This is a genomic window from Rhizobium sp. YS-1r (assembly GCF_000757525.1).
In the GTDB taxonomy this organism is placed as follows: domain Bacteria; phylum Pseudomonadota; class Alphaproteobacteria; order Rhizobiales; family Rhizobiaceae; genus Neorhizobium; species Neorhizobium petrolearium.
The window spans coordinates 69,242-93,001 of record NZ_JPYQ01000009.1; the positions used below are offsets into that span (position 1 = coordinate 69,242).

24 protein-coding genes are annotated in these 23,760 nt (G+C 61.3%); 8 read left to right on the forward strand and 16 right to left on the reverse strand.

Annotation, left to right across the window (positions count from 1 at the left end; all coding sequences use genetic code 11):
• Positions 1–81: 81 nt before the first annotated feature.
• Entirely contained in the window at positions 82–651 is a 570-nt protein-coding gene (locus tag JL39_RS09645) for a dihydrofolate reductase family protein (RefSeq protein ID WP_037149129.1), read from the forward strand.
• A 3-nt stretch (positions 652–654) separates the two neighbouring features.
• Here JL39_RS09645 and JL39_RS09650 read toward each other — a convergent pair whose 3' ends face one another.
• From JL39_RS09650 to JL39_RS09675, 6 genes are all read right to left on the reverse strand, one after another.
• Positions 655–1,236: an NAD(P)H-dependent oxidoreductase gene (locus JL39_RS09650; protein ID WP_037149131.1), complete on the reverse strand. Its 582-nt coding sequence runs from the start codon at positions 1,234–1,236 to the stop codon at positions 655–657.
• On the reverse strand, positions 1,236–2,642 hold the full coding sequence (locus JL39_RS09655) for an FAD-binding oxidoreductase (protein ID WP_037149134.1): 1,407 nt from the start codon (positions 2,640–2,642) through the stop codon (positions 1,236–1,238). The genes JL39_RS09650 and JL39_RS09655 overlap by 1 nt, the downstream gene beginning before the upstream one ends.
• A 3-nt stretch (positions 2,643–2,645) precedes the next feature.
• Complete coding sequence (locus JL39_RS09660; protein ID WP_037149137.1) at positions 2,646–3,962, reverse strand: cytosine deaminase; 1,317 nt, start codon at positions 3,960–3,962, stop codon at positions 2,646–2,648.
• The gene (locus JL39_RS09665) at positions 3,962–4,813 is read right to left on the reverse strand and encodes an ABC transporter permease (RefSeq protein ID WP_037149139.1); all 852 of its coding nucleotides are present in this window, start codon (positions 4,811–4,813) and stop codon (positions 3,962–3,964) included. The genes JL39_RS09660 and JL39_RS09665 overlap by 1 nt, the downstream gene beginning before the upstream one ends.
• On the reverse strand, positions 4,813–5,637 hold the full coding sequence (locus JL39_RS09670; RefSeq protein ID WP_037149142.1) for an ABC transporter ATP-binding protein: 825 nt from the start codon (positions 5,635–5,637) through the stop codon (positions 4,813–4,815). The genes JL39_RS09665 and JL39_RS09670 overlap by 1 nt, the downstream gene beginning before the upstream one ends.
• A gap of 146 nt (positions 5,638–5,783) precedes the next feature.
• A complete protein-coding gene (locus JL39_RS09675) occupies positions 5,784–6,800 on the reverse strand; it encodes an ABC transporter substrate-binding protein (protein ID WP_037149145.1) in 1,017 nt (338 codons plus the stop codon).
• 190 nt (positions 6,801–6,990) lie between these two features.
• Between JL39_RS09675 and JL39_RS09680 the strand changes: the two genes are divergently transcribed.
• The gene (locus tag JL39_RS09680) at positions 6,991–7,956 is read left to right on the forward strand and encodes a LysR family transcriptional regulator (protein ID WP_037149148.1); all 966 of its coding nucleotides are present in this window, start codon (positions 6,991–6,993) and stop codon (positions 7,954–7,956) included.
• Here JL39_RS09680 and JL39_RS09685 read toward each other — a convergent pair.
• The gene (locus JL39_RS09685; protein ID WP_037149151.1) at positions 7,944–8,741 is read right to left on the reverse strand and encodes a creatininase family protein; all 798 of its coding nucleotides are present in this window, start codon (positions 8,739–8,741) and stop codon (positions 7,944–7,946) included. The genes JL39_RS09680 and JL39_RS09685 overlap by 13 nt on opposite strands.
• Before the next feature lie 257 nt (positions 8,742–8,998).
• On the opposite strand from JL39_RS09685, the gene JL39_RS30490 reads away from it, so the two are divergent.
• A complete protein-coding gene (locus JL39_RS30490; protein WP_052182789.1) occupies positions 8,999–9,550 on the forward strand; it encodes a transglutaminase-like cysteine peptidase in 552 nt (183 codons plus the stop codon).
• A 36-nt stretch (positions 9,551–9,586) separates the two neighbouring features.
• On the opposite strand, the gene JL39_RS09695 is transcribed toward JL39_RS30490, so the two are convergent.
• Positions 9,587–10,474: a DMT family transporter gene (locus JL39_RS09695; RefSeq protein WP_037149154.1), complete on the reverse strand. Its 888-nt coding sequence runs from the start codon at positions 10,472–10,474 to the stop codon at positions 9,587–9,589.
• A gap of 287 nt (positions 10,475–10,761) precedes the next feature.
• On the opposite strand from JL39_RS09695, the gene JL39_RS09700 reads away from it, so the two are divergent.
• Together JL39_RS09700 and JL39_RS09705 are read left to right on the forward strand one after the other, a co-directional pair.
• A complete protein-coding gene (locus JL39_RS09700) occupies positions 10,762–12,057 on the forward strand; it encodes an adenylosuccinate synthase (protein ID WP_037149157.1) in 1,296 nt (431 codons plus the stop codon).
• 59 nt (positions 12,058–12,116) lie between these two features.
• Positions 12,117–14,444 (forward strand): hypothetical protein, encoded by a 2,328-nt coding sequence (locus tag JL39_RS09705; RefSeq protein ID WP_037149160.1) that lies wholly within the window; start codon positions 12,117–12,119, stop codon positions 14,442–14,444.
• A 216-nt stretch (positions 14,445–14,660) separates the two neighbouring features.
• On the opposite strand, the gene rpoH is transcribed toward JL39_RS09705, so the two are convergent.
• The 6 genes from rpoH to JL39_RS09730 form a co-directional block, all read right to left on the reverse strand.
• On the reverse strand, positions 14,661–15,563 hold the full coding sequence (gene rpoH / locus JL39_RS09710; RefSeq protein ID WP_037149163.1) for an RNA polymerase sigma factor RpoH: 903 nt from the start codon (positions 15,561–15,563) through the stop codon (positions 14,661–14,663).
• 193 nt (positions 15,564–15,756) lie between these two features.
• Positions 15,757–16,542: a class I SAM-dependent methyltransferase gene (locus JL39_RS09715; protein ID WP_037149166.1), complete on the reverse strand. Its 786-nt coding sequence runs from the start codon at positions 16,540–16,542 to the stop codon at positions 15,757–15,759.
• A gap of 229 nt (positions 16,543–16,771) precedes the next feature.
• On the reverse strand, positions 16,772–16,984 hold the full coding sequence (locus tag JL39_RS09720) for a DUF1127 domain-containing protein (RefSeq protein WP_052182811.1): 213 nt from the start codon (positions 16,982–16,984) through the stop codon (positions 16,772–16,774).
• A 184-nt stretch (positions 16,985–17,168) separates the two neighbouring features.
• Positions 17,169–17,330: a hypothetical protein gene (locus JL39_RS32110; protein WP_200883934.1), complete on the reverse strand. Its 162-nt coding sequence runs from the start codon at positions 17,328–17,330 to the stop codon at positions 17,169–17,171.
• Between the two features lie 146 nt (positions 17,331–17,476).
• Positions 17,477–18,310 carry an AraC family transcriptional regulator gene (locus JL39_RS09725; RefSeq protein WP_037149171.1) on the reverse strand — a complete coding sequence of 278 codons (834 nt, stop codon included), beginning with the start codon at positions 18,308–18,310 and terminating at the stop codon, positions 17,477–17,479.
• Between the two features lie 95 nt (positions 18,311–18,405).
• Positions 18,406–19,113 carry a YafY family protein gene (locus JL39_RS09730; protein ID WP_037149651.1) on the reverse strand — a complete coding sequence of 236 codons (708 nt, stop codon included), beginning with the start codon at positions 19,111–19,113 and terminating at the stop codon, positions 18,406–18,408.
• 104 nt (positions 19,114–19,217) lie between these two features.
• On the opposite strand from JL39_RS09730, the gene JL39_RS09735 reads away from it, so the two are divergent.
• The gene (locus JL39_RS09735; protein WP_037149174.1) at positions 19,218–20,093 is read left to right on the forward strand and encodes a DMT family transporter; all 876 of its coding nucleotides are present in this window, start codon (positions 19,218–19,220) and stop codon (positions 20,091–20,093) included.
• Here JL39_RS09735 and JL39_RS09740 read toward each other — a convergent pair.
• Positions 20,090–21,112, reverse strand: a complete 1,023-nt coding sequence (locus JL39_RS09740; RefSeq protein WP_037149176.1) for an RluA family pseudouridine synthase — start codon at positions 21,110–21,112, stop codon at positions 20,090–20,092. The two genes, JL39_RS09735 and JL39_RS09740, sit on opposite strands and share 4 nt — an antisense overlap.
• 38 nt (positions 21,113–21,150) lie before the next feature.
• Here JL39_RS09740 and JL39_RS09745 point away from each other — a divergent pair, with 38 nt between their 5' ends.
• Positions 21,151–21,537 carry a hypothetical protein gene (locus JL39_RS09745; RefSeq protein WP_037149179.1) on the forward strand — a complete coding sequence of 129 codons (387 nt, stop codon included), beginning with the start codon at positions 21,151–21,153 and terminating at the stop codon, positions 21,535–21,537.
• Positions 21,537–22,358, forward strand: coding sequence for an RNA methyltransferase (locus JL39_RS09750; RefSeq protein WP_037149182.1), 822 nt, complete (start codon positions 21,537–21,539; stop codon positions 22,356–22,358). Before JL39_RS09745 ends, JL39_RS09750 begins: the two co-directional genes overlap by 1 nt.
• 41 nt (positions 22,359–22,399) lie before the next feature.
• Here JL39_RS09750 and JL39_RS09755 read toward each other — a convergent pair whose 3' ends face one another.
• On the reverse strand, positions 22,400–23,611 hold the full coding sequence (locus JL39_RS09755) for a hypothetical protein (protein WP_037149185.1): 1,212 nt from the start codon (positions 23,609–23,611) through the stop codon (positions 22,400–22,402).
• Positions 23,612–23,760 lie beyond the last annotated feature (149 nt).

The following is a 23,760-nucleotide window of genomic DNA, read 5'->3' on the forward strand; positions in this document are numbered from 1 at the left end:
TGTCGGCGAAGTGAGGGCTGCGGCGTCCTTGGGTGGAAGGCGCGGATGCGCTTTGAAACGCAAAGCCCGAGGAGAGAGCCAATGACGGCCAAAATCATCGTTTCGCAGTACATCTCGCTTGATGGCGTGATTGAAGACCCGGTCGGGATGGAGAATTCCGGTCTCGGCGACTGGACCGGGCCCTTCACGCGCGGACCGGACGGCGACAAATTCAAGCGTGCGGAGCTGTTCTCCGCTTCCGCCGTGCTGCTTGGGCGCATGACCTATGACAGCTTCGCCGCCGTCTGGCCGCTGGTGAAGGACGAGGAAGGCTTTGCCGACCGGATGAACAGCATGCCGAAATTCGTCGCCTCGAACAGCCTTTCCGAAGCGGGCTGGAACAATACGATGGTGCTCTCCGGCGATGTCGTCGCGAAAGTCCGGGAGCTCAGGGAAAAGCTCGACGGCAACATCCTGATCTACGGCAGCGCAGGTCTGGTGCATTCGCTGATGCCGGCCGGGCTGATCGACCGGTATAACCTGATGGTCTATCCGACCGTACTCGGGCGCGGCACGCGGCTCTTTCCGGCGGGATATTCCGTGGCCCAGATGAAGCTCATCGATGTGCTCTCGTTCAACGACGGCATCGTCCATCTGCGCTACGAGGCGTGAAGCTCAAAATCGCTCCATCTCGCGTTTCACCCGGGCGAGGAAGGCTGCGCGGGTTTCGGGCGTGCAGTTGTTCATGTCGTAATGGGCGAGAAATTTGACCGCCCGGGCCGGGTTGGTCTGGACACGCAGCACGCGCCTGGCGAGCTTCCTCGGCGGATCGCCGGCAAGGAAGGCACGCCAGCGGGTGGCGCCATAGGTCAGCACGACGGCCACCTTGCGGATGTTGTCGAGCTTGCGGATCAGCTTTCCACCTTCCATCTCGAAGGTCACGCCCGGCAGCCAGACGCGGTCGAAATAGCCTTTGAGCATCGCCGGCCAGCCGAAATTCCAGACGGGCGTGACGATCACCAGCCCCTCCGCCTTCTGGAGCCGGTCGACATAAGGTCTCACGAGTTCCAGATTGTCGGGATAGGTGTGATAAATCATCCGGTCATGGCGGGACATGACCGGATCGAAGCCTTCCGCGTAGAGATTGCAGTCGTCTACCTCATGCCCGGCTTTCCGCAAGCTCTCGCGCGCCTGCTCATACAGCGCAGAGCCATAGCTCGATTCGACCGGATGCGAGTGGAGAAGCAAAACGCGCATCAGCCGCCTGCCGCTGCAAGTCCGGGGAAGAGGTAGTTCTTGCCGGCCGAGAAATCGAAGTCCGGATTATCCCAGGCGATCATCTTGCCGGGGTTCAACAGGCCTTTCGGGTCCGTTTCCTTCTTGAAGGCAAGTTGCACCACGTCCGTCTGTTTCATGCCGCCTTCCTCCAGCGTGTAGCGGTGCGGATTGAAGATCGGGCAGCCGTTGTCGCGGTGGATCTGCATGATCTCCTCCAGCCGCTCCCGGGTCGTGTAGCGCACCAGCGGCAGGCCGGAGCACTGCATCCGTCCATCGAATCTGATGAATTCCAGATGGCCCGGCACTTCGTCGCCAAAAATCTTCACCATTTTCTCGACCTTGGCAACATGGTCAGGCCCCGGATACTGGACCTGCAGATAGGTGAAGTTCGGATCGACCTTCAAGGCGCGCAATGTCGTGTGGTTCCAGGCAAGTTCATAGGCATGCGGGATGCCCTTCATGCTCTCGACCTTGTCGGAACGGAAGAGGATTTCGCCCTTCTGGCGCTCGGTGAAGGCGGTGAAGGCATCGATGGAATGCGGCGCCACCATCAGCACGCAGACCGATTGGCCGCGATGGCGGATGAAGGGCTTGTGACGGGGGAAGTAGTCATAAGGGATCGGTGCTGCGATCGGCGCGATCTCCTTCACCAGGATACCGTTCTTGTGGGCGATCGCATCGCCGAAGCGTACCGCATCCATGAAGTCGTCATAGCCGACCAGCACGTCCACCCAGTCATAGGCCGGAGCAAGCGGCATCTCGACCTCGACGATGATGCCGTTGGTCCCGTAGGCGTGCGTGACCTTCTGCAGGTCCCAGGCGGTGAGGTCCAGCACGCGCGGTTCTGCTTCCATGGTGACGACGCGCAGGCGCAGGATATTACCGAGGTCGCGCAGGCCGCCCCAATGGATCGAGCCGACGCCTCCGGAGCCGCCGGCGACGAAGCCGCCGATCGTCGCCGTCTGGGCGGTGGAGGGATGGAAGCGCAGTTCCTGGCCGGAATGCGCTCTCGTCTGGCGGTCAAGTTCGGCGATCACGACGCCCGGCTCGGCGATGACGCGGCCCGGATGGATTTCCTTGATCCTGTTCATGTTGATGAGGTTCAGGACGATGCCACCGGAAAGCGGCATGGCCTGGCCGTAATTGCCGGTGCCGGCGCCGCGCGGTGTGACCGGCACGCCATGGGCATAGGCGACCTTCAGGGTGCGGATCACCTCGTCTTCGGTCTTCGGCGAGACCACGAGGTCGGCGGTGACGTTTTCGAGCTCTTCCTTCAGGATCGGTGAATACCAGTAGAAATCGCGGCTCTTCTGGCGCACCAGCGCCGGATTGTCCTCCACCGCGATGCCTTCGAGCTCCTGTTTGATCTTGGCGTAATCGGCCATGCCTCAGCCTTTCATGATGATCGGGTCAAGGTCACGATAATCCGGCAGGCGACGGTCGATGCCCATGCCATTCCGCATCACGATGCGGTCGGCCTGCGGACGGGAAAGGAATTCACTCCAGCGCCTGGCGCTGAAGAGGATGAGATCGGCGGGACCGCCCTCGGCGATGACGCCGATATCGGGCCGGCCGAGAATTTCAGCAGGCGTCGAGGTGACGACGCGGGCCGAGGTGTCGAGCGGGTGGTCGAGATGCAGGATGCGGACGGCCTCCCGGAAGACTTCCACCGGGTCCATGTCGCCATAGGCATAGAAGGGATCGCGGGTATTGTCGGAGGAGACGGCGGTCTTGACGCCCGCGGCAACCAGTTCGTGAAACAGGGTCACACCACGCCAGCGAGGGGTGCGGCCGTCGTAGCGATCCTGCAGATACATGTTGCACATCGGGAGCGACACGACGGAAATCCCGGCCTCCGCGACCTTGTCGATCACGCGCTTTGCCGTCTCGTCGTCCTGCCTCGCCAGCGAGCAGCAATGGCCGACGGTGACCGCGCCCGCGAAGCGGTTGCGTTTCTTGGCGTCGGCGATCGCTTCCAGCGTGAGGACCTGCCGGTCTTCTGTTTCATCCACATGCAGATCGATATCGAGGCCGTGGTCGGACGCGGCGCGAAACAGCTTATCGAGGATATTTTCGAAATCGGGAAGAATGCGGGTGGCGCCGCCGAGCAGCCCGCCATGCTGTTTCGTCGTTTTGACGATGCCGTCGAACACGGCTTCATCCGGAACGCATTCGAGTGGCAGGAGGGCGACGGCCTGCAGCGCGATCCTGTCCTTCCACTCCTCGCGCAGTTCCGCAAACAGCGGAAAGGAAATATCCGGCTGCGGCGGGATGGAGTCGAGATGGGTGCGGATCAGGTTCGTGCCGTGCGCATAGGCGCTTTTCAACGAAAATTCAAAGCGGGCGCGGATGTCGTCCGCCGTCCAGTTGGCGATGCGGTCCTCTCGGACATTCTCGAGCGCGCCCATGAACGTGCCGTCGGGGTTCGGGCGGCGATCCCAGAAATGACCCTTGTCGAGATGGGTATGCATGTCGACGAAACAGGGCCAGACCATGCTGCTGCGCAGATCTGCCTTGACGAGATCGGCAGGCGCGGTGCCGGCGGGCAGGATCTTTTCGATCCTGCCTTGAGAGACGATCAGATCCGCCGAGATCAGGCCCTCTCTTGCAGGTGCGGCAAAACCTTTCACGAGAACGCCGGGTAAGGTCGCGTCGACGAGCGCGAAACGGCGGGCGTCTGGAAGCTGCATGAAGCCGGCAGTCATCAGTTCTCTCTCTTCAGGCTGCTTTCATGCCAGCGGTGCAGACCGAGCCAGGCGATGAAGGAGGTGATCATGAAGATCACCACGCCGAGCAGGGAAAGCAGGATCAGCGCCGCAAAGAGCCGCGGGATGTTAAGGCGATACTGGGATTCGAGCAGACGGAAGGCAAGGCCGGAACCCGCGCCGGCCGAACCCGCGGCGAATTCAGCCACGACGGCGGCGATCAGCGCCAGGCCGCCGCCGATCCTCAAACCTGTCATGAAATAGGGGAGCGAGGAGGGGAGTTTGAGATAAAGCAGCGTCTGCCAGCGCGACGCGCCATAAAGATCGAAGAGGTTGAGCAGGTTATGGTCGACACTCTTCAGGCCCTGAACCATGTTGGACAGGATCGGGAAGAAGGCGACGAGGAAGGCGCAGATCAGCAGTGCAACCTGTGTCGTCGGCGCATAGATCAAAATCAGCGGCGCGATCGCCACGATCGGCGTCACCTGCAGGATGACGGTGATCGGATAGAAGGCCGTTTCGATCCATTTCGACTGCACCAGGAAGATGGCAATGCCGACGCCGCCGATCAACGCAAGCGCCAGCGCCTGCATGGTGATCTGAGTCGTGACCCAAAGGGCCGGCCAGAGCGTGCCCCAATCGTTGTAGAGCGAACTGGCGACCGCCAGCGGCCCCGGCAGGATATATTGCGGGATGCTGTTGACGGTGATGATGAACTGCCAGAGCAGGATCAGCGCGATCACCACGCCGACCGGGATCAGCGTGCGCAGGAGCGTATCGCGATGACCGCCGAAAAAGCCGGGCTTCGGGGGCGCAAGGGGCGGATTGCTTTCAAGACTGGTCGTCGCCATCAGTGTTCCTCCCCGCCTATCGCTTCCAGGAGCATGTTGGAGACCTTTTCGCAGGCCTGGCGGTATTCTTCCGAAGTTCGATAGTGCGCGTCGCGACCGAGGCTCGTGACCAGCGGGAAATCCGCATGCACCCGGCCGGGCCGCGCCTTCATCACCACGATGCGGTTCGAAAGATAGGCGGATTCGAAGACGGAATGGGTGACGAAGATCACCGTGATCCCCGTTTCGCGCCAGAGCCTCAGCACGTCGTCATTGAGTTTCTGGCGGGTGATCTCGTCAAGCGCTGCGAAGGGCTCATCCATCAGCAGGAGCTTCGGCTTGGTCACCAGCGCGCGGGCGATGGAAACGCGCATCTTCATGCCGCCGGACAACTCGCGCGGATAGGCGCCGGCGAAGTCCTTGAGGCCAACGGTTTCGAGCGTCTCCATGATCTCGTCACGGGCGGCGGATTTTGAAACGCCGCGCAGTTTCAAGGGCAGGTAGACATTGCCGAACACCGTCTGCCACGGCATCAGGGTCGGCTCCTGGAAGACGAAGGAGATGTCGCCCTCCGGCAATCCCTTGGAATTGATGCGCGAGCTCGGCCAGTCGATCGTACCCGTCGTCGTGTCGCCCAGGCCGGCGATGATCCGGAGTGCCGTCGACTTGCCGCAGCCGGAGGGGCCAAGCAGGCTGACGAACTCGCCGGGTTCGACCGTCAGCGACATGTCGGAGAGTGCGAGCGTGCCGCTGGAGAACATTTTCGAAACGCTGCGCATCACGACCAGCGGGCGTCTGCGGGCGTCTCCGGGGGCTGGGATCAGCGGTGCTTGGGACGTGGTCATTACGGGCCTTGCGACAGTAAATGCGAAGAGATTGCCCCTCAGCCGGCATGCCGGCTTCCTTCACCCTCGGACGCTGCTTATGGCAGGTTCCCTCTCCCGGATGCGGGGAGAGGGTCGGGGTGAGGGGCGAAAGGGGCCAGCCACTTTTACTTCTTGAGCGCCATTCCGACGCCCTTGCAGACGAACTTGGTCGAATAGGCCTTCTTGTAGTCGAGGTCGGCCGGTTCGACACCGATCGCCACCATCGAGTCGAAGAACTTCTTGTAACGCTCGTCCGTGATACAGCCGATGCCCTTTTCCATGGCGGCGCCGGATTCGACGATGCCGTATTCCTTCATCTTGGCGATCGAATAGGCGATCTGGCCATCCGTCATTTCCGGATTGTCCTTCTTGATCAGATCGTTGGCCGCCTTGTTGTCGCCGTAGAGGTAGTTGTACCAGCCCTCGATCGAGGCGTCGACGAAGCGTTGCACCACGGCGGGCTTCTTGTCGATCATCTGCTGCGTGGTGGTGATCATGGTCGAATAGGAGCCGTAGCCGGCATCGGCGATCAGGAAGACCTTCGGCGCCCAGCCGGCCTGTTTTTCGATCTCATAGGGCTCGGACGTCAGATAGCCCTGCTGCGCGGACTTCTTGTCGGCGATGAAAGGGGCGGGGTTGAAGGTATAGGGCTTGTACTGGTCGTCGCGGAAACCCTGGAAGTTCTTCTTCATCCACTCGAAATAGGTGACGTAGCCCTCCTTGCCCATGAAGATCGTGTCCATCTTCGCAAGATCGGCGAAGGTCTCGACACCGGCATCCGGATGGGCAAGCAGAACCTGCGGGTCCTTCTGAAAGATCGAGGCGACGCTGATAAGCGGGATGCCCTGCTTGACGGCATCCATATCGCCAAGCGGTCCGCCCATATAGAAATCGACCTTGCCGGCGATCAGAAGCGCACGATTGGCGGCGTTCGGGCCACCCTGGACGATGGTCACCTTCAGTCCATGCTTCTCATAGGTGCCATCGGCGACGGCCTGGTAGAAGCCGCCGTGCTCGGCCTGGGCGAGCCAGTTGGTGCCGTAGGAGACTTCATCGAGAGCACTCGCAGGCGTTACTGCAAGTGCCGCCGCGAAGAGGCCGGCAGCGGCCAGAATACCCTTTATTGTCAGTATATTGGACATATCGCTTCGTTCCCCTGTTAAGCCTTTCGGCATCGTGAGAGCATTCCATTCACAGCATTTGTACGGTTGCGTTGCTCTTTGAAAAGCATCAAAATTCGTCCACATTGATGCCTTTCAGGCATCGGTCGAGTTTTGATCTGCCAAATTGTGCGGCATGATCAAAAAAGAAGCAATGAGGGCCGGAGATAAAATGCTGCACTCGCGAAAACTTCTTTATATCGACGAGATCGCCCGCTGCGGCTCGATCCGCAAGGCGGCGGCCCGGCTGAACGTCGCTTCCTCGGCGGTCAACCGGCAGATCCTTGCGCTCGAAGAGGAATTGGGCGCGCCGATCTTCGAGCGGATGCCGCGCGGGCTGAAGCTGACGGCGGCCGGCGAGCTCTGCATCGAACATATTCGCGAGGTGCTGAAGACCTACGAGCGGATGGAGACACGCATCCGAGGGTTGAAGATGCCGCAAGCCGGCAAGGTGACTTTGGTCTCGACCGTCGGGCTTGCGGCCGGACCGCTGCCGGAAATCATAGCCCAATTTGTCGCGCAGCACCCACGCGTGCGTATCCATTTGAGGAACGACGGACCTTCCAACACTCTCCAGCCGGTAATTTCAGGGGAGGTGGATTTCGGCCTCGGTTTCAACATCCCGGCGACACCCGGCATCCGGACGCTCGCCAATTTCGATATCCCGATCGGCGCCGTGATGCCTCCGGGGCACCGGCTGGCCGGCGAGGAGGGGTCTGTCGATCTCGCCGAGGTCGTACAGGAACCGCTGGTACTCGCCCAGCCGGGCACCAGCTTGCGCAACGTCATCAATCTGGCGCTCTCGCCGCTGTCCACACCGGTCGAGCCGGTGGTCGAGACCAATGCATCGGAAATGCTGAAGAAGCTTGTCAAGGCCGGTACGGGGTTGACGCTGCTCAACCCGCTCGACGTATTGCCGGAATGCCGGCGCGGCGAACTCGTCTTCCGGCCGCTTGCCAATCCGCACGCGCGCCACCAGCCGATGAAGCTTTTCGCCCGCTCGCGCGCCACGCTCGACACGGCGACGAGCCTGTTCGTGGAATTCCTGCTGTCGGAGCTTATCGCGATCGTGAGCGAGCTGGAGGCCAAGGGGCATGTGCCGATGCAGGCAGTTGCGCGGGATGCTCAGCGCGAATAGAGGTTGTCGAGCGAATAGGCCTCGAAATCACGCAGCATTTCAATGAAGCCCGCCACCTGGTGGCGGCAGATAAGCGCCCCCTTTTCGGCCGTCCCCTTCGAAGCATCACCCACGACACCATTCGGGTTCAGGTCATGCGCAAGCCAGGCGAGCGCGTGCGGTGGGGTGGGCTGAATATATTTCGACTGCGTCTTCATCCATTCCGCCTTGGAGACGAAGTTCTCCGCCTTCTCCATTCTCACCAGATCGGGACGGAAATGGAGCATCAGCGAAGTTTCCACTTCACCGCCATGGATGCCGAATTTCTGTTCGTGCTCGCTGATCAGGCCCTCCGGATGGCCGAAGCGGCCCCATTGCGTACCGATCACAGCCATCTGATGACGAACGCGCAACTCGCGGCCGACGATGCTCATGATGTCGACATTGCCGCCATGCGAATTGACGATGACGAGCTTTCTCACGCCTGTTTCCGCTACCTTGGCACCGATCGCGGTCCACAGCGGGATGAGGATTTCCGGGCCGAGGGAAAGCGTGCCGGGGCCGTAGACGTGCTCGTTCGCCTTGCCGATCTCCTGGGTCGGCAGCACGAGGATGTCGAGATCCTCCGGACGCTGCGCGTTGAGTTCGGCGAGCATGCCGTTGGCGATCACCACGTCGGTTGCGACCGGAAGGTGGGGCCCGTGCTGCTCCGTCGAAGCGATCGGCAGCACGGCGATTGTCTTTTCGGGCGAAAGATCAGCGAAATCGAGCGTGTTGAGTTCATTCCAGTAAAATGGCTTGCCCATGCTGTTCCTGCCTTTCATCCATGTTTGCGACAGGGTTAGGAGATCGAGTACGTCTCGAAAAGCATCAATTTCCGCCCGGCATGCTGCCTTTTTGCGTACGCATCGGACCATCGCCTGTCTCAAGGCGGGAAAAAAGCGGATTTCAATAAAATTGCATCTATCTGCTTAAGCGCCCCGAAAACCATCCCTGCGTATGGTTGTGCCATCAAGAGACAAGGCGGCCGGAGAGCCGTCCGATGGAAACAGGGTGCAGCGTTATGATCAAGAAGCTCATTATTTCCGCGGTCGTCCTGACGGCCCTCATCTACGGCAAGGAAGCCAATGCCGCCGGCGCCGGCGGTTTCGCCCGGTCGCTTTCGTCTATCATGGCGGCGCAGATCCATACGTCGGAAGTCCCGGCCATCGAGCGTCATGAGGATGCCGATGACGCCGTGCTGATCCTGACCTTCGCCAAGCGACGCGAACTGCTGCGGGTCAACTCGGCCGTCAACGGTACGATATCCGATCTGGACGACTATTTCGACGATATCGCCGGCGGCCTCTCGCTCGATTTCGGCGTTAACGGTTGCCTGGATTGCGCCGACCTGAAGCGAGACCATCTGATCTCGCTCGGCTGGTCTGCCAAGGCGATGCGGATTGCCTATGCGGTGAGCGAGGAAGGCCGCGTCGAGCGTGTCCTGGTGCTGGCAACAGACCGCGGCGATGTGATCCTTGGCAATGACAGCCCGGTCATCGACATGTCGAGCCAGGCGCCGCGCCTGATTCGCGAGCGCGCGCCGGCCCTCACGCGGGCCTATTACGACATCTGATTCTTCAAGCGGTTCTTCCCGCTCCAACCCGCTTTCTCAGACGGAGGCGGGTTTTCCCCATTCGGCGATGGCGATGCCGCTGAGCGCCAGCGCCAGCGCGACGATATGGAAGATCTGCAGGTCCTCGCCGATGATGGCGACTGAGAGCAGCGTGCCGAAGACGGGCACGAGATTGATGAACAGACCCGCCCGGTTGGCGCCGATCTTTCCGACGCCGACGATGTAGAGGACCTGCGCGATGAGCGAGGCGAAAACGGCGGTATAAAGCGCAACGATCCAGCCCGTCGTATCCGGCCAGATCATCCGGCCGCTCGAATATTCCCAAGCCGCCAGCGGTATGCTGAAGAGCATCGCGACGAGGGCCGGCACAGCCATCAGGGTTCGCCAGTTGACCATCGGCCGCCATCTGAGTGCGACCGTATAGATGGCATAACCGACGATCGCGATCATCATGATCGCATCGCCGATGTTCACGGTCAGCGTCCGGAGCGTTTCGAAATCCCCGTGGACGGCGGTAATGAGGCCGCCGATGAATGTCAGCGTGAAGCCGAATACCTGTGCCCAGGAGACCTTCATCCGGAACAGGGCGAAATTCATCACGAAGATCAACATCGGGATGAGCACCTGCTCGACGGTCACGTTGATCGCGGTCGTGTAATTGACGGCCGTGTAGAGCGCGGCGTTGAAGACGACATAACCCATGACGCCGAGGAAGATGAGAATCGGCAGGTTCTTCCTGACGACCGGCCAGTCCTTCCTGAGCTGCGGCGCGGAGATCGCGAAGATGATGACGGTGGCAATGAGCCAGCGCCAGAAGGTCAGCATCATCGGGCTCACATGGCCGACGGCGAGTTTGCCTGCGACCGCGTTGCCGCCCCAGCACAGGGTTGCTATGACGAGGGCAAGATAGGCTTTTTTATGCAAAACACGTCTCCGGCGCCGGCGGGATCGCGGCGATTTGAAGGGGCGAGGCGGGAAATAGCGCGGGCCTCGCGCTTTTGTCACGTAAAAACCACGGCGGAGTCACAAACAGGTCGCTTTCCTCCGGCCAAGGCATTATAGATGCGCCCGTTTGCAATGCCTGGACGGTTTGCCGTAACAAGCAGTGCAGGAAATCGAAGTGGCGTATCGACCGTTCGTCAATCAATATTGACTTATGGACGATGCGCGTATGGTTGCGTGGGCTTTGCCCAGATCATAGGAAGCAAAGAATGACGAATGTAGTCGTGGTGGGTTCGCAATGGGGCGACGAAGGCAAGGGCAAGATTGTCGATTGGCTTTCCGAGCGCGCCGATATCGTCGTGCGCTTCCAGGGCGGTCATAACGCCGGCCATACGCTCGTCATCGATGGTGTCAGCTACAAGCTTTCCCTCCTGCCGTCCGGCATCGTGCGGGGCAAGCTCAGCGTCATCGGCAACGGCGTCGTGGTCGATCCCCATCACTTCGTGGCCGAGATAGAGAAGCTGCGCGGTGAGGGCGTGGCGGTGACGCCCGACGTGCTGCGCATTGCCGACAATGCGACGCTGATTCTGTCTTTGCACCGCGAACTCGACGCCATGCGCGAGGATGCCGCTTCCAACAGCGGTACCAAAATCGGCACGACCCGTCGCGGCATCGGCCCGGCCTATGAGGACAAGGTCGGCCGCCGCGCCATCCGCGTCATGGACCTTGCGGACATGGAAACGCTGCCGGGCAAGGTCGATCGCATCCTCACACACCACAACGCGCTTCGTCGTGGCCTCGGCGAAAAGGAAGTTTCCCACGCTGCGATCATGGAAGAACTGACCTCAGTCGCCGAACGCGTGCTGCCGTACCGCGAGACGGTCTGGGAACTGCTTGACAGGGAACGTCGCAAGGGCGCGCGCATCCTTTTCGAAGGTGCGCAGGGCTCGCTGCTCGACATCGACCACGGCACATACCCCTTCGTCACGTCCTCCAATACGGTGGCCGGCCAGGCGGCTGCCGGTTCGGGCATGGGACCGGGTTCGCTCGGCTATATCCTCGGCATCACCAAGGCCTATACGACCCGGGTGGGCGAAGGGCCGTTCCCGACCGAACTCAAGGACGAAATCGGCCAGTTCCTTGGCGAACGGGGACATGAATTCGGTACTGTGACGGGCCGCAAGCGCCGTTGCGGCTGGTTCGATGCGGCTCTCGTGCGCCAGTCGGTCGCCACCAATGGAATCACCGGTATTGCGCTGACCAAGCTCGACGTGCTCGACGGTCTCGACGAGCTGAAGATCTGCGTCGGCTACAAGCTGGATGGCGTCGAAATCGACCATCTTCCGGCGAGCCAGGGTGCCCAGGCGCGTGCCGAGCCTGTCTATGTCACGCTGGAAGGCTGGAAGGAATCGACGGTCGGTGCCCGCAAATGGGCCGATTTGCCGGCCCAGGCGATCAAATATGTCCGCCAGGTCGAGGAACTGATCGGTGCTCCGGTCGCGCTCCTGTCCACCAGCCCCGAGCGGGAGGACACCATACTTGTGACCGACCCATTTGAAGATTAAAGTCAAATATTGGTTACCATTCGGCCGGCTTTCGGTCCGGCGATCATGAGAAAGTGCTGATGGCTGATTTTGTTGCGGTGATCCGCCGCGCCGTTGACGGACTGGCGAACAATACGCCGGAGATGCGTGCGAAGGTGTATGATAAGGCTCGTGGTGCCGTTCAGCGGCAGCTCGAGAACATGAAGCCGCGCCCGCCGGAAGACATGCTGCTTCGGCAGATGGAGAAGCTCGAAGCCGCGATCACGGAAGTCGAGAGCGAACATACCGAAGCGCTTGAACCTGTCGACGATGCTGCTGCCGCGCCGCCGGTCACGGAAGAGGCGCCAGTCGAACAATACGGCGAAGAGCCGGGGACCGAAAGGGCCGCAGGGGAACCGGCGGAAGAGCTCGAAGAGCAGGCCAGTCAGCCGGTCGCCGAACATTACGAGGAAGAGCAGCCGGCAGAGGCTTCAGAGCAAGCGCCCGAAGCCTACCAGGCCCAGCCCGAGCCGGTTGAGGTCGAGCCGGCACCAGTTCAACAGGACGAGAGCCTTGAGGAGCCGTCGCCGGCCGGCATTCAGGCGGAGCGTGCAACCGAGGATGCGCCTGTCGGGGAGCCGCCTGCTTTTGGTGAAGAGGAGGCCGTCGCTTCCGCATCCGCCGAAGAAGAGCCGGCAGTCCCGAAATACGGCGATTGGCGTGATGACATACCGCCGGAAGAGCCCGTCTCGGCGCCTCCGGCCTACGACCATTCGGAGCCGGAGCAGCCGGAGCCCGTTCAGGCCTCGGGTACTGAGACGCCCGGGTCCGTCGTGGGGCAGCCGGAGCCGGTCGAGGATTGGGGCTGGCAGGAGACGTCGGCTCCTGCCCTGAGCCACGGGGCCCATGTCGCTGCCGTTTGGAACGACGTGCCGGAACTCGTTCCGACCGGCCCCGTCGAGCCGATCGACCGGGGGGTAACGGCTGAAGCGGTCGATGCGCATTTCCATCCGCAAACCCATGCTGCTGCGGATACGGTTCGGATGCCTTCGGTTTCCGATCTTCCGGATATTCCACCGCCGCGATCGGAAACAGGCTCGACGGCAAGTGCCGATCCCTTTGCCGACTATCTTGATCAGAAGCCCAAGGCGGATGTGAAATCAGCCGAAAGTGATCCTTGGGGCGATCTTGAGGAACTCATCGGCTACAACAAGGACGCATCCTCCTCGGCCGCTTCGCCGCAGAGCGCGCTGCATACGGAAGCCGATGCGGATGACCTCATGCCTGCGCCGGCCCGGCCCTACCGGGTCACGCCCGTCCGCAAGCGCAATTATGCCGGCATCATTCTCGCCATCATCGGATTGGCTCTGGTCGGCGCCGGTGGCTATGCAATCTGGCTCAATCGTGATTCGCTGAACGACATGGTCGATGGCTTGATCCAGTCGAGCTTGCCGGGCAGCCAGACGGCAGAGCAGACGCCGACACCGGCGCCTGTCGATTCCACACCAAGCGAGACACCTGCAACGCCGGCACCGGCTCCACAGAACAACGCGGAGAATCCGCCGGCTCCCACAACGCCGGCGCCGGCAGACGGCTCTTCTGCCGGGACGAAATTCACGCAGCGCCTTATGCCGGATGGCAGCGAGGTGGACGACGGGCCAGGCGATGTCGGCAGTCTGGCGCAGAACGCCGAAGGCCAGTCGGTGGCCCAGCTCAACTCGCCACCCGCAACGCCGGAGCCTGCTGCAACCCCACCGGCACCGAACGCTCCCGCACCAGCCGGGTCTCCTCCCGCTGAATCCGCTCCGAATGCCGCTGCACCGTCTGCCAACGCGCCATCGGCAAATCCGGCGGACGTTCCGGCACTGTCGGGCGAGAAGATATTCCTCTACGAGGAGCGAATCGGCCAGACGGCACCGACGGCAATCGACGGCGCGGTCTCGTGGTCGCTGCAGCGCGAAGCCGGGGCGAACGGCCAGCAGGAGCCGGTCATTCAGGGACGCGTTACGGTGCCGGGAAGGGGACTTAGCGCCCTTGTTACCTTGAAGCGCAACACGGATTCGTCCCTGCCGGCGAGCCACCTGATCGAAATCGTCTTTGCCGTACCGCCTGACTTCGAAGGCGGCGCGATCGACAGCGTGCAGCGCATTGCCATGAAGCAGACCGAACAGGACCGCGGCAACGCCCTGATAGCGGTGCCGGCCAAGATCACCGACGACTTCCATATGATCGCGCTCAACGATTTCCCCGATGCGCGCGCGACCAATCTGGAGCTCCTGCGCAGCCGCAACTGGATGGACATTCCGGTCGCCTACCGCAATGGACGTCGGGCCCTGTTCACCCTTCAGAAAGGGCAGGAGGGCGAGCGCGTCTTCAACGAAGCGATCAACGAATGGAACGCGCTGGGCACGGCGACGAGCGGACAATAATTCTGCCGACAGCCAATGAATATCAGGAAGGCCCGGCGGTTGTGACGCCGGGCCTTCCTATTTCAAAATCGAAAATTTCCAGCGCAGGATGCTGAAAAGCCTGGGCAGGCTACAACCTTGTTTGGTACCGGTGTTCGCAAGGTTTCTTCGAGCCGACCTATTAAAAAAGAAAAGGGCCGCCGAAGCAGCCCCTTTTGCACGTTCGCTTTATATGGATCAGGCGTCGACGACGCGGAGCGCATTTGCCTGGGCAAGCGCTTCCTTTTGTACGGCTTCCTGCACTTTTTCGAAGGCACGAACCTCGATCTGGCGCACGCGTTCGCGGCTGATGTCGAATTCCGCCGAAAGCTCTTCCAGCGTTACCGGTTCCTCGGAGAGGCGGCGGGCTTCGAAGATGCGGCGTTCGCGGTCGTTCAGGACGCCCATGGCCTTTGCCAGCATCCGGCGGCGCGTATCGAGTTCGTCCTGCTCGATCAGCACGTCCTCCTGGCTGTCATGCTCGTCCACCAGCCAATCCTGCCATTGGCCGGATTCGCCCTCCGTGGCGCGGATCGGCGCGTTCAGCGACGCGTCACCCGAAAGGCGGCGGTTCATCGAAACCACTTCCTCTTCGGAGACTTTGAGCTTGGTGGCGATTTCCTTGACCTGGTCCGGCTTCAGATCGCCCTCATCGATCGCCTGGATCCGGCCCTTCAGCCGGCGCAGGTTGAAGAAGAGGCGCTTCTGGTTGGCGGTGGTGCCCATCTTCACGAGCGACCAGGAGCGCAGGATATATTCCTGGATCGAGGCCTTGATCCACCACATGGCATAGGTCGCAAGCCGGAAGCCGCGATCCGGATCGAACTTCTTGACGGCCTGCATGAGACCGACATTGCCCTCGGATACGACTTCGCCGATCGGCAGACCATAACCGCGATAGCCCATGGCAATCTTCGCAACGAGACGCAGGTGGCTCGTCACCAGCTTGTGGGCCGCATTACGGTCGCCATGTTCGGCATAGCGCTTCGCAAGCATGTATTCCTGCTGGGGTTCCAGCATGGGGAACTTGCGGATTTCATCGAGATAACGGTTGAGGCCGGCTTCGCCGGCGGTAATGGAAGGCAAAGTATTACGGGCCATAAAGCACCCCTTTCCGATCGTTGTCGGCTCCCTCTCAAGATTTAGCGATGCAAGCTGAAGGCGAACCGAATGGCGCGGGTCATTTCCGACCCCGCACCAACCCAGCTAACAAATAAGTGCGGCAGAACCGTGATTCAAGTGATCACGGAAGCGTTATATCATTACATGTTGGTAATGATTCCGCTGTCTGTTCTCACCGGTAAACGCGCTCCGAAAAGACGCTCATACCTGACCGTACCATCAATTCATACAGGATTCTCCGGCCCAGCGGATTGTGCAATCTTGCTACTTTTGAACCCAGGAACTGCGTTTCCAAGTGTTCGAACGCGAGCAGGTCCGGAGCTTTTTTGATCACGTTACAATAGAACTCATAAAACTGGCTGCGACAGACATAGGTTCTGTACTTCGTCATGCAGAAGGCCGAAAATGTACCCTCTCGCTGCCGCAGGAAATCCGCCAGCCCCACTGTCACCTCCGGCCAGGCTGGATTGAACGTGTCATCGAAGGCGATGATCCCATGGTCGGCAAGACTGTCGGCTGCAAGTCTGCTGTCGGCGGTGACATGATGGAGCATGGGGCCGCCATCGATGCTGAAGAAACGAGCGTACCCGATCTTCCCGACAATCTCGTCCGCCTGAACTCGCGCGCTGTCCCTCCTGATGACCAGGTCTTCATCGATGGGCAGACCGAGACGCCGGCCATTGTCGATGAAGCGGCTGTATTGCGTCTCCGCTCCGCCCGGCGCCTGCTCGATGTCGAAGAGATCGATCGCCAGTATCCTGCCTCTCTTCCCGCTTATCTTCCTGAAGAGAAAATAGGTACGTCCGTAATAGACGCCGATTTCCGCAATGCCTCCGTTCAGCCCTCTTTCGGTCTGTGCCTTCAAAAGGGACAGAAAGACCAGCGCGTCGGGAGGATCGATATATCCCTCGACCGTCTGCAGATCGCGAAAGATGAACTTTCGGATGGTCGAATTCATCCCTTTGGCGCCTTTTCCTCCCAATATCCGCCGATCGGTGGAAATAAAACGCTCTATGTTGAAGTTTATTTCGAAATTTTCGCTTTTATGCGCTGTATTTCCAAATAACATGATAGCAATATAAAAAATAAAGTGAAAGTGTGTCTGTGTTTCATCTGGATAGGCGAAGTCGATGCCAGCAAAGACAGGCTGATAGCCCCCCCCTTTTTCTTCTCCATTTTGCCCCATCTCAGCGGCAATTCCGTTCCAGCGCATGGGAGGCGCTGCGACGGTAACGACTGTATTCGCCGCTATGGGCCTGGCTGCGTGAGAGGCCGACATCCTTCAATTGGTCGTCGCTCAGTTCCAGCAACGCCAGGCGGTTGCGTCGCTGGCGCAGTTTCCTGCCGATCAGGTCGATCAGGCGTCCGACCATCGATCGCCTGGCTGGCGGTTCCGCCATAGCCTCCTCGTCGGCCGGGAAGGGGGCATCGACGGCCGGCGGCAGTTTTATGGCAAAGTCGCATTGTTCCGAGGCGCGGTCGAAGACCGCCCGGTTCTCATTCCTCATTGTTCGTCTCCTGAAAGGACGCTGGCTGATTGCAGCCGCGATCGGGAGGCGGGCGGTCGGTGCCCGCCTCCTTGCGTTATTTGTCGGCGGTCTGAACCGCCCGGGTCGCAGCTTCCGCTTCCCGGAGCGCCACCGCGCATTCCTCGCAGCAGACCTCGACCGTCCTGCCGCCGATTTTCACCGCGATCCGCGTCGCATCGAGCTCGCAGTCACAGGCCGCACAGGTATTCTCCTTCATGGCATTATCTCCCGGTATTGAGTTTACGGGATAAGAAAAACACCTGACGGGATTTTCCGCTGTCAGAATCTTTAGCGATTTTCGAAGGCTCCTTGTTCTTGCGCAATTCCGGACGGAAAACCGCGGCACACTTTCCCGGAATTGCTCTACCTCAGGCCAGCGAAGCGCTGGAATTCTGCCGGCGTACGGCCATAGGCCTGCCGGAAGGCGGAAGAGAAATGGCTATGGCTCGAAAAGCCGAGTTCGAGACCAAGCTGGGTCAGATCGTCGTAGCTGCCGAGCAGGTCCAGCGCACGGGCGAGCCTGAGGCGAAGCTGGTAGCGGTAGAGCGGCGTGCCTTCCACCTGCTGGAAGACTTGCGTGAGGTAGACGGGTGAGACGCCAGCCTCCCTGGCGATGTCGGCAAGTGTCCAGCGGCGCGCGAGATCGGAGGAAAGTGCAAGCTTTGCCCGGTCTACCAGCTTCTGGCGTCCGGCGCTGGCAGTTGCCGCGCGCGCCGTGCGTTCGCCGACTGCCCTGCGCACCAGCGTCATGGCGAGCGTCTCCCCCTCCAGCGTTTCGGCCGTGCCGCGCATCAGGCTATGGCGTAGCAGGGCAACGAGCGCCTGTGCACGGGCATCGATCCGAAGCCGCTGCTTGTTGAAGATGAAGCGCGAGCCCCTGGAGTTGCGATGCGCTTTCGGCACCAGTTCCTCCAGCATTGGTTCGGGTACATCCATACTGAGGCAGGAATCGCCGCCTTCGACCGGATGGCTGATCTGATAGGCCTGATCGCAGTTGAAGAAGAGCACCTGATTGGCTTCCGCCACCGTGTCATCGCGGCCGACATGGCGGATGAAGACGCCGCGATAGGGAAAGACGAGGCTGGTCGCATGCGAGCATTCCTCACCGCTCCGGTGACGGCAGTCGCCGTTGCACACGACATCGCGGACCTTGATCAAGTCCGTATCAAGAAGTTTCGTAACCGCAAACTGGCTCATCGGTGCCTCTGACTATCGCCGGCCAATATAGACTTTGCCGGGCGTTGCAACCACCCGAATCATGCCCTTCGGCTCAGTGCAGGCGACTTGATGCATCAGGGCGGATTTTCTTCCGTTTCATAATGGAAGAGGTCGTGCGAATCCCGCCACATCTTGCGCAGGGCGGCGCTTTGCCCCTGGAACCGTAGGTCAAGCGGTTCACATTCCTCGATACGGTCGTGGCGGAAGTGGCGAAAATCCTGGCGCAGTTCGCAGAACCCGGCCAGCAGGATGCCGTCGATATAATAGATGATGGCGAGGGGGCAGACGATGCGTTGCGTCAAGTTGCCGACACCGTCGCGATAACGGAGCTCAAGCTTGCGTTCCTCGCGGATGGCTCGGCGCAGCAGCCGCAAGTCGAATGCCGGATCCGGGATAGCATGCCACGAAGAAACGAAGAGATGCGTCTGAGCGGTTGACGGCTCGGAGGACGGCAGGACTTCGCTGATCTTCGCCATTGCGGTTGCGCCCGCTTCCTCAAGGCTATGGTCCCCCGTCCGTGCAATCAGCGACAGGCCGACGGTGATCGCCTCCATCTCCTCCGGTGTGAACATCAGGGGAGGGAGGTCGAAGCCGCGACGCATCACATAGCCGATACCCGCCGCGCCTTCGATCGGCACGCGCGTCGCCTGCAAGGCGGCGATGTCCCGGTAGACCGTGCGTTTCGTCACCTCCAGCCGGGCGGCTATCGCCTCTGCCGTCAGCGGCGAGCGGGACGTGCGCAGCATCTGGATGATCTCGAACATGCGGCCCGATCGCGCCATTGCGGCACTCCTTCGAAATTCCGGCCAATTGAACATTGCTGACAGACTGTTGTCAGCACCGATCTGATAGTTCTCGCTCCGATTTAGCAGCTTCAGGCAGCCCCATGAAATTTTCGCCATATATAACCGGTCTGATCGTCGTTCTCTTTTCCACCGTCATCCTCAGCACGGCGGGTCTGATGACGCGGCTGGTCTCGCTGGACAGCGCGACGATCCTCGTCTGGCGCGGCATCGCCGGCGGTACAGCGTTGTTCCTCTTGCTTTTCATCATCGCGCCGCAGCGTGGCTTTCACGCGCTCCCTCATCTGGGCCGACCCGGGCTGGCGATCTGCATCGCCTCCGGCGTCGGCATGGTGCTGTTCATCACAGCGCTGCAGGAGACAAGTGTCGCGCATGTCTCGATCATCTTCGCGACATGCCCCTTCGTATCCGCGGGCCTTGGCTTTGCATTGCTGGGCGAGCAGCCGGGGCGGAGTGCGCTGGTGGCGAGCCTTGCCGCGATGGCCGGGGTGATCGTCATGGTCGGGGCGGGGGAGGCCGGCGGCCTCCTCGGCGATCTTCTGGCCTTCGGAATGACGGTTTGCGTGGCGCTGATGACGGTGCTGATGCGGCGCTACCCGGATCAGCCGGTTCTTATCACGGCGGGGCTTGCCGCTCTCCTCAGCGCCCTTCTCTCCCTGCCGTTTTCGGCACCCCTTGCCGCCTCGCTGCAGGATATCGCGATCGTCTCGCTTTTCGGCATCCTTGGTTTTGCGCTCGGCATCGGTCTTCTCCTATACGGTGCCCGGCTGCTGCCGCCGGTTGAGACGGCATTGATCGGGGCGCTCGATGCGCCGCTCGCGCCCTTCTGGGTCTGGCTCTTCCTTGGAGAGAGGCTGGATGAAGCGACGCTGCTTGGCGGAAGCGTGGTGATGGCAGCGGTCCTTCTCCACGTGCTTCTTGACCTGCGGCGGCGGGAGGCGATGCCCGGGGCGGCCTAGCGGAGGGCGTCGATCAGCTCTTCCATATCTTCCGGCATGGGGGCTTCGAATTCCATCACCTCGCCCGTGCGCGGGTGTTCGAAAACCAGCAGATAGGCATGCAGCGCCTGGCGCGGAAAGCGGTTGACGACGCTCTTCGCCGGTTCCGGCAAAAGATTGGCTTTCGTCCTGAAGCCCGCCGAATAATCCGGATCGCCGATCAATGGATTGCCGATATGGGCCATGTGGACGCGAATCTGGTGCGTGCGGCCGGTTTCCAGCCGGCATTCGATCAGCGAGGCAAGAGCGGTGGCATCCGGCTTCTCGTGAAAGCGCTCGATCACCTCGTAATGAGTGACGGCTTCGCGCGCATCCTCACTGTCCTCGCGCTTCACGGCACGCTTGGTGCGGTCGGCGCCGGAGCGGCCGAGCGGTGCGTCGATCGTGCCCCGGAACTGTTTGGGCCGACCCCAGACGACTGCCTGGTAGGCGCGCTCCAGCGGCCCCGACCGGCCATGATCGGCGAACTGCTCGGCAAGATGTCTGTGAGCGATGTCGTTCTTGGCGACGACCATGACACCGCTCGTATCCTTGTCGAGGCGGTGGACGATGCCGGGGCGCCTGACGCCACCGATGCCGGAAAGGCTCGTTCCGCAATGGTGGATCAGCGCGTTGACCAGCGTACCGGTCCAATTGCCGGCGCCGGGGTGGACGACGAGGCCGGCGGGCTTGGCAATGACGATCAGGTCGTCGTCCTCGTAGAGCACGTCGAGCGGGATGTTCTCGCCCTTGGGTTCCGGATCTTCCGGCTCCGGAAGCTCGATTTCCACCTTGTCGCCGACTGCGATCTTCTTCTTCGGCTCGGTGGCCGGCTTGCCGTTCAGGAGGACCGCGCCCTGCTCGATCAGGCTCTTGATGCGGCTCCGCGAAAATTCGCCCTCCAGCGCGGACGTCAGCCAGGCATCCAGCCGCCCTTCGGCCTCCTCTCCGGCGGTGAGGACTTTCCTCTGGCGCTCTATCTCGTTAAAGGGATCGTTCATTCAATCATTCCGATAGCAATCCAGACAAGGACGCCCCCATGCCCCAACCCGATGTCGAGGAACAGGAAGAGCCGCTTGATCCGGCGATGGAGAGAATCCGCCGGAAGATGGTGCTCCTGCAGCTCGTTTCGGGCGGGATCTTGTTCGTCTGCTTTATGGCTGTCCTCGCGGCGGTTGTCTACAAGGTCTCGCAGCGACCCGATGCGCCGGTGCAGTCCGCCTCGACGGGCAGCTTCTCAGTGCCGGCCGGACAACCGCTTGCTGCAACCGCCGAACTGCCAGCCGGCTTTTCGGTCCAGTCGGTATCCCTCTCCGGCAGCCAGATCCTGTTTTATGGTCTGCTTGACGGCGACCGGAAGGCCTTGGTCTTTGATCTTGCCGCCGGCCGCATCGTCGCCGACGTGACGGTGGCGATCCCGCAATAATGGAACCGATCCGCATCCATGATGCAGATGACTCGCGGATCGCCGAATTCCGGTCGATCCGCGAGCGCGACCTGACGGGGCGGGAAGGGCGGTTCATCGCCGAGGGCACGGTGGTGCTGAGAATGCTCGCCGCTGCGCACCGGGCGGGCGGGGATTTTTGCGCGGAGAAAATCCTGCTGCTTGAAAACCGTGTGACCGGGCTTACCGATATCCTTGCCGATTTTCCGGAGGATGTGCCGGTTTATGTCGCCACCGGTGCCGTGCTCGATCGGATCGCCGGCTTCCACCTGCATCGCGGCGTGCTGGCGCTCGGACGGCGCAAGCCGGAGAGGGCCGTCACCAAACTGATTGCCGACCTACCGCAAAAGGCGCTGGTGGTTGTCGCGTTCGGCATTTCCAATCACGACAACATCGGCTCGATCTTCCGTAATGCCGCCGCCTTCGGCGCGGATGCCGTGTTGCTCGATCAGAGCTGTTGTGACCCGCTTTACCGTAAGGCACTGCGAGTCTCGGTGGGCGCAGTGCTGTCGGTGCCCTATGCGAAAAGCGGAACGGCATTCGAAATTCTCGCGGTGCTGACGGAGAAAGACTTTACCATATGGGGCCTTTCACCGAGAGGTCGCGTGGAAATCCGTAACGTGCCGGCCTCCGATCGCATGGCGCTGATCACCGGTACGGAGGGCGAGGGGCTGCCGCAGGACGTCCTGTCGCGCATCCAGACGGCACGGATCGCCCAGGCGCCCGGACTCGACAGCCTGAACGCGGCGACCGCGACGGGAATTGCGCTTTACGAAATCGCCATGGCGCAGCGCCGGCTTTAGGTGCCGATAAGGATGGGATGACCATCCTCGAAGGAGGCGTGTCAGGTCGTGCCTTCCTGGATGGCAGCGAGCGCTCGCTTGGATTTGGCGGCCAGGCTCTCCCGCTTGCCACTTCCCGACTTTCCGGACAGGATCTTATGAATCGGGGAAGAGGGACCTTCAACGGCGGCCGTCAGTGCAACCATATTCGCGGCGATCGAGGCGAGTTCCTGGCGGATCGCTTCATCGTTGCCGCCGGCGTCCTTCTGCAGGCGCTCCGATAACGCGGTGGCGCGATTGCGGGTCTCCTCCGCTATTTCCGCGATCTGCGTATTGTCGCCGGCTTCTTCGGAAATCCGGGCTTGCCGCGGTGTTGACGTATGGGGCAGGTTGCGCACGGTGACGTCCTCCGGGGCTATCTTCTTTCTCGGCGCCGCCGCCTTCATGCCCGGTCGTGCGGTTGTCGAATCGCGAAGGGCGCGGCTTGCCTCCCGAGCCTCGGCGTTGGCCGCCTTGAGCTTTTCCCTGAGCCGGCCGATCTCGGCCAAGCGGCGCTCCAGCGCATGTTCCTTATCAGCACGGTCGGCGATTTCTCGTGCCAGCTTGTCTTCGAGCCTCTGGCCCCGGTGTTCTTCCTGGGCCAGTCGGGTTTCGGCGTCCTTTGCACGGGCGGTCTGCAGTCGCAAGTCGTTGCGCAGCGTGTCGCGTTCATCGCGGAGTGCCGTGATGCGGAATTTCAGATTCTCCACCTCCGTATCGCGGGTGGAAAGATCGATGCGGAAATTGTCGGCTTCGGTTGTCAACCGAAGCTGGCGCTGCTGCAGATTCTCGATCTCCCGGTCCCTGGCTGCAGCGGTTTCCTCTGCAGCTTCAACCGCAGCCTTCAATTGCTGAACATAGCTATTTTCCTGACGCAACCGCGAGCGCGCCTCGACCGCCTCAACATCCATGTTTTCGACCTGCGAACGCAGATCGGCAACCTCGCTTTGCAGGCGCTTGGCCTCTTCTACGAGGGCATCGTTCCTGAGCTGCAGCGCTAGGGTCTTCTCCCGCTCCTGAACCAGTTCCTGCTTGGTCCGGGCATTCTCGGCCGCATAGGTTGCGCGCGCCATGTCGCGCTGGGCGCGCACCTCCTGCGGGCTGATCGGCAGCGTCGCCTTGATGCGGTTTTCCGTATAACGCACGATGCGCCCGTGGATTGCCGGCGCGACCAGCATGGCGATAAGAGCGGCGCTCAGGAACCCCAAGCCGAACAGAAGAACAAATTCGATCACGACAATGCCGTTTCGCGAGCTGGATGGTACTGCGCGCTTTGTTTAAGCACGAGCACATGCGGCCGGCAAGCGCCGATAAAGGGGCCGCTCGGCTGATTGCCTTGATGACGTTCATGGAAGATCCCTCCGGGGGCCGGAGGGGCAATGCT